This window comes from Burkholderia sp. HAN2018 (assembly GCF_024704855.1).
GTDB lineage: Bacteria > Pseudomonadota > Gammaproteobacteria > Burkholderiales > Burkholderiaceae > Burkholderia > Burkholderia cepacia.
In genome coordinates, this window is sequence record NZ_QOBB01000357.1 from 1 (window position 1) to 4,761 (window position 4,761).

The window sequence follows — 4,761 nt, forward strand, 5'->3', positions numbered from 1 at the left end:
CCCGCGATCTGCCCGGCCATCGCCTGCCCGATCGCCGCGCCCGCGGCGAGCCCCGCGCCGACGCCCGCGATGCCGCCCGGATTCTGCGCGGCGAGCGGAATCGCCTGCGCGGTCTGGTATTGCGTGGCGCGCGCGAGATCGCCGGCCATCCCCGCGCCGATCCGCAGGTCGAGCGCCTTCTGCAGCTCGGCCGGCAGCGACACGCTCTCGACCGCGAACGCGTCGAGCGCGAGGCCGTAGCGCGTGAACACAGGCGCCAGCGCGTCGGCGACACGCTGCGACAACAGCGACTGGTTCGCGGCCATGTCGACGAACGGCACGTCGGCCGAGCCGAACGTCGTGCTCATCGCGGTCACGACGAGGTTGCGCAGTTGCTGTTCGACCTCGTCGACCGTGTACTGCGCGCGCGTGCCGCTGACCTCGCGATAGAACGCGGCCGCGTCGACGATCCGGTACGAGTAGATGCCGAACGCGCGCACCTGCACGAAGCCGAATTCGCGGTCGCGGATCGTCACCGGCTGCGCGGTACCCCAGCGGCGGCCGAGCTGCAGCCGCGTGCTGAAGAAATAGACGTCCGACTTGAAAGGCGACTGAAAGAGTTTGTCCCAGTTCTTCAGGTACGTGAGCACCGGCAGCGTATTCGTTTCCAGCGTGTACAGCCCCGGCTGGAACACGTCGGCCACCTTGCCTTCGTTGACGAAGATCGCGACCTGCGTTTCGCGCACGGTCAGCTTGCCGCCGTACTGGATTTCCTGGTCTTCCATCGGATAGCGCCAGGCCAGCACGCCGTCGGTGTCTTCCGTCCATTGCAGGACGTCGATGAACTGCTTGCGGATAAACGATCCCAGACTCATGTCGGTCTCCTCGAAACGCGTGGCGCGTCAGGTCAGGCAGGCGGCATTGATGATGCCGACGACGAGCGACGCGGTGCCCATCAGACCGCCCATCGCGACGTTGCGATCCTCGATCGCATGATTCATGCCGGGCATCAGGCGCGTCAGCGCCGCATAGGTGATCAGCTGCACGACCATCGCGCCGACGGCCCAGATCACGACTTCGCCGAATGTGGAATTGTGCGCGATGCTGGACGCGAGCGTCAGGCAGAAGCCGATCAGCGCACCGCCGAACGACAGCGTCGCGGCCGCGTTGCCGTCGCGGATCAGCGCCAGTTCGTCGAACGGGGTGACCTTCAGGTACACTGCCGCGAACACAAGAAGCAGCACGAACGCCGACAGTAAATGAACCGCATAGAGATAGGCACTATTCATTCTTTCCCTCGGATTTTGTGCTCGGTTCGCCGCCCCGTCGCCGGCCGGCCCGCGCGGGGCCACCGGACAAAATTCCGCGCCAGTATATCCACATTGCCGAACACTGCACAACGGATGCGCCATGCTGCATAAGCGTGCGCTCGTCCTGTCGATTCTCGTGCTCGCGTCGTGCGGGCTCGGCTACGAACTGATCAGCAGCGCCCTGTCGAGCTACCTGCTCGGCGATTCGATCCTGCAGTTCTCGTCGGTGATCGGCAGCTACCTGTTCGCGATGGGGATCGGCTCGTGGCTCGCGAAGTTCGTCGAGGACGACGACGTGCTCGACCGCTTCGTCGATATCGAGTTGCTGGTCGGCCTGCTCGGCGGCGTGTCGGCCGCGCTGCTGTTCGCGGTGTTCGCCTGGCTCGCCGCGCCGTTCCGCGCGGCGCTTTACGCACTGGTGCTCGCGCTCGGCCTGCTGATCGGGATGGAGATCCCGCTCGTGATGCGCGCGTTCCAGCAGCGTCGTCAGGCATTCCGCCATACCGTCAGCGAAGTGCTGACCTTCGACTATCTCGGCTCGCTCGCCGTGTCGCTGATCTTCCCGCTCGTGCTCGCGCCGCGCCTCGGCCTGCTGCGCACCAGCTTCCTGTTCGGGCTCCTGAACGCCTTCGTCGCGCTGTGGACGACGCACCTGTTCCGCGACGAGATCCGCAACGTGCGCGGCAAGCTGATGCGCGCGTCGCTCGTGATCGGGCTGCTCGTCGCCGGCTTCGTGCTGTCGGACCGCATCACGCACTGGGCCGAACACGGCGTGTACGGCGACGAGACGATCTATTCGGAAACGACACCGTACCAGCGCATCGTGCTCACGCAATGGCACGACGACATGCGGCTGTACCTGAACGGCAACCTGCAGTTCTCGTCGCGCGACGAGCATCGTTATCACGAGGCGCTGATCCACCCGACGATCGAGGCATTGCCGTGGGCGAAGCGCGTGCTCGTGCTCGGCGGCGGCGACGGGCTCGCGGTGCGTGAACTGCTGAAGCACCGCAACCTCGAACAGATCACGCTCGTCGATCTCGACCCCGCGATGACGAAGCTGTTCTCGACGTCCGCCCCGCTCGTCAAGCTGAACCAGGGCTCGCTGAAGGACCCGCGCGTGCACGTGATCAACGACGACGCGATACGCTGGCTCGAATCGAACGCCGACGTGTACGACGCGATCGTGGTCGACTTCCCCGACCCGACCAACTTCGGGCTCGGCCGGCTGTATTCGGTACCCGTGTTCCGGCTGCTCGCGCGCCACCTGTCGGAGAACGGCTATGCGGTGATCCAGTCGACGTCGCCGTATTTCGCGCCGCACGCGTACTGGACCATCATCGCGACGCTGCACGAAGCGGGGCTCAACACGTGGCCGTACCACTGCTACGTGCCATCGTTCGGCGACTGGGGCTTCGTGATCGCCGGCAAGCGCCGCGATTTCACGGTCCCGACGCACTACTCCGTGCCCACCCGCTGGCTCGACGCGCAGACGGCCGCCGAGATGTTCCACTTCCCGGCCGACATGCCGGCGCTGCCGATGTCGCCAAACGAACTCAACGACCAGCCGCTCGTGCGCCGCTTCGACGACGACTGGAAGCACGTGCTGCGCTGATGGACCGCCGCACGTTCCTCGTCGCGTCGGCCGCCGCATCGCTCGCCGCCTGCGGGCGCACCGGCTGGATCGAGACGACGCCGCAGGTCGGCTACCCCGGCATGCGCGAAGGCCATGCGCTGCGCGACCATGCGACGCTGCCGCCGCCTTCCGGCACGATCGAAACCGACGTCGCGATCCTCGGCGCGGGTGCCGCCGGGCTGTCGTGCGCATGGCAGCTTGCGCGCGCAGGGCACACGCGCTTCACGGTGCTCGCGGGCCCCGAATTCGGCGGCAATGCCGCCGGCGGCCGCTTCGGCGATCTCGGTTATCCCAAGGGCGCGCACTACCTGCCGCTGCCGTCGCTCGAATCCGCGCACCTGCGCGACATGCTGGCCGATCTCCGCGTGATCGAATCCGCGCCGTTCTCCGGACGTCCTGTGTACGACGAACGCGCGCTCGTGCATGCGCCCGACGAACGGCTCTTCATCGCCGGCCAGTGGCAGGACGGCATCGTGCCGACCGCCGGCCTCGGCGCAGACGAACTCGCGCAACAGGCGAAGTTCTTCGCCTACACCGACGGGCTGCGCACCGCGCGCGGCGCCGATGGCCGCAAGGTGTTCTGCATCCCGATCGCCGAATCGTCGCGCGACCCGCGCTGGCGCGCGCTGGACCGGCGCTCGTTCCGCCAGTGGCTGCTCGACGAAGGCTACACGGCGAAGGCGTTGCACTGGTACCTGAACTACTGCTGCCGCGACGACTATGGCGCCGGGTACGAGCGCGTGTCCGCGTGGGCCGGCCTGCACTACTTCTCGTCGCGCGGCGGCCACGCGGGCGATGCGAGCGACGGCGCGGTGCTGACCTGGCCCGACGGGCTGCACACGATGGTGACGAAGCTGAGCGATTCGATCACCGCGCGCACCGGTTCCGGCGCGTGGTCGCGCGACGGCTTCGCGGTGCGCGCGACCGAACGCGCGGGCGGCGTCGACGTGCTGTGCGCGCGCGTCGGCAACGACGGTGCGCTGTCGACGTTCATGCTGAAGGCGCGGCGCGTCGTGAGCGCGATGCCGCTGTTCGTCGCGGCGCGCGTGTTTCCGCAGCTCGGCGCATACGGCTTCGACCCCGCGCGCGACCTGCCGCCGCGCGCGCCGTGGCTCGTGTCCAACTTCCTGCTCGACGGCATGCCGGCCGAGGAAGCGGGCGTGCCGCTCGCGTGGGACAACGTCGTCTACGACGGCGCGGCGCTCGGTTATGTCGTGTCGACGCACCAGCTGATCCGGATGTCGCCGCCGACGCGTTCGGTGTTCTCCGCCTATCAGGCGTTGAGTACGCAAACGCCGGACGACACGCGCCGCTGGCTTGCCCAGGCCAGGCCCGATGCGTTGCGCGAACAGGCGGCGATCGACCTGCAGGCCGTCTACGGACGCGAACTCTGGAAGCACGCGACGGCGCTCGAGATCACCGTGCGCGGTCATGCGATGGCGACGCCCGACGTCGGCTTCCTGAGCCGGCCGGGGCTGCTCGCGCTGCGCGAGGCCGACGGCCCCGTCGTGTTCGCGCATGCGGACCTGTCCGGGCTGTCGCTGTTCGAGGAAGCGTCGTACTGGGGCATACTCGCCGCCCGGCGCGTGCTGGCCTGACCGGCGTCATCCGTCATTGCGGCGCCGCCGCCAGCCGCTATAATCGCGCGACATTCCGACTGCATTGAGCAGGCCGACGTTGCCGCGCCATCCGACGCGCCGTATGCCCTCCTCGACAACAACAATGACGAACCGAACCATCCGACGCCTTCGCCCGTTCGTGCGCGCCGCCGCGCGCGTGCTCGCCTGCACCGCGCTGCTCGGCGCGCCGCCGGCGCTGCATGCGGCCGACACCGCG

4 protein-coding genes are annotated in these 4,761 nt (G+C 68.1%); 2 read left to right on the plus strand and 2 right to left on the minus strand.

Features of this window, described 5'->3' with window-relative positions:
* Together DPV74_RS39070 and DPV74_RS39075 are read right to left on the minus strand one after the other, a co-directional pair.
* Positions 1 to 854, minus strand: an 854-nt coding sequence (locus tag DPV74_RS39070) for an SPFH domain-containing protein (protein WP_119339133.1), incomplete at its 3' end; no start/stop codon positions are given.
* Positions 855 to 881: 27 nt separating this feature from the next.
* Positions 882 to 1,268: a DUF350 domain-containing protein gene (locus DPV74_RS39075; RefSeq protein ID WP_027789557.1), complete on the minus strand. Its 387-nt coding sequence runs from the start codon at positions 1,266 to 1,268 to the stop codon at positions 882 to 884.
* Positions 1,269 to 1,389: 121 nt separating this feature from the next.
* Between DPV74_RS39075 and DPV74_RS39080 the strand changes: the two genes are divergently transcribed.
* Together DPV74_RS39080 and DPV74_RS39085 are read left to right on the plus strand one after the other, a co-directional pair.
* Positions 1,390 to 2,904, plus strand: a complete 1,515-nt coding sequence (locus DPV74_RS39080) for a polyamine aminopropyltransferase (protein ID WP_059812807.1) — start codon at positions 1,390 to 1,392, stop codon at positions 2,902 to 2,904.
* Positions 2,904 to 4,523, plus strand: a complete 1,620-nt coding sequence (locus tag DPV74_RS39085; protein ID WP_119339134.1) for an NAD(P)-binding protein — start codon at positions 2,904 to 2,906, stop codon at positions 4,521 to 4,523. The genes DPV74_RS39080 and DPV74_RS39085 overlap by 1 nt, the downstream gene beginning before the upstream one ends.
* The last annotated feature ends 238 nt before the right edge of the window (positions 4,524 to 4,761 follow it).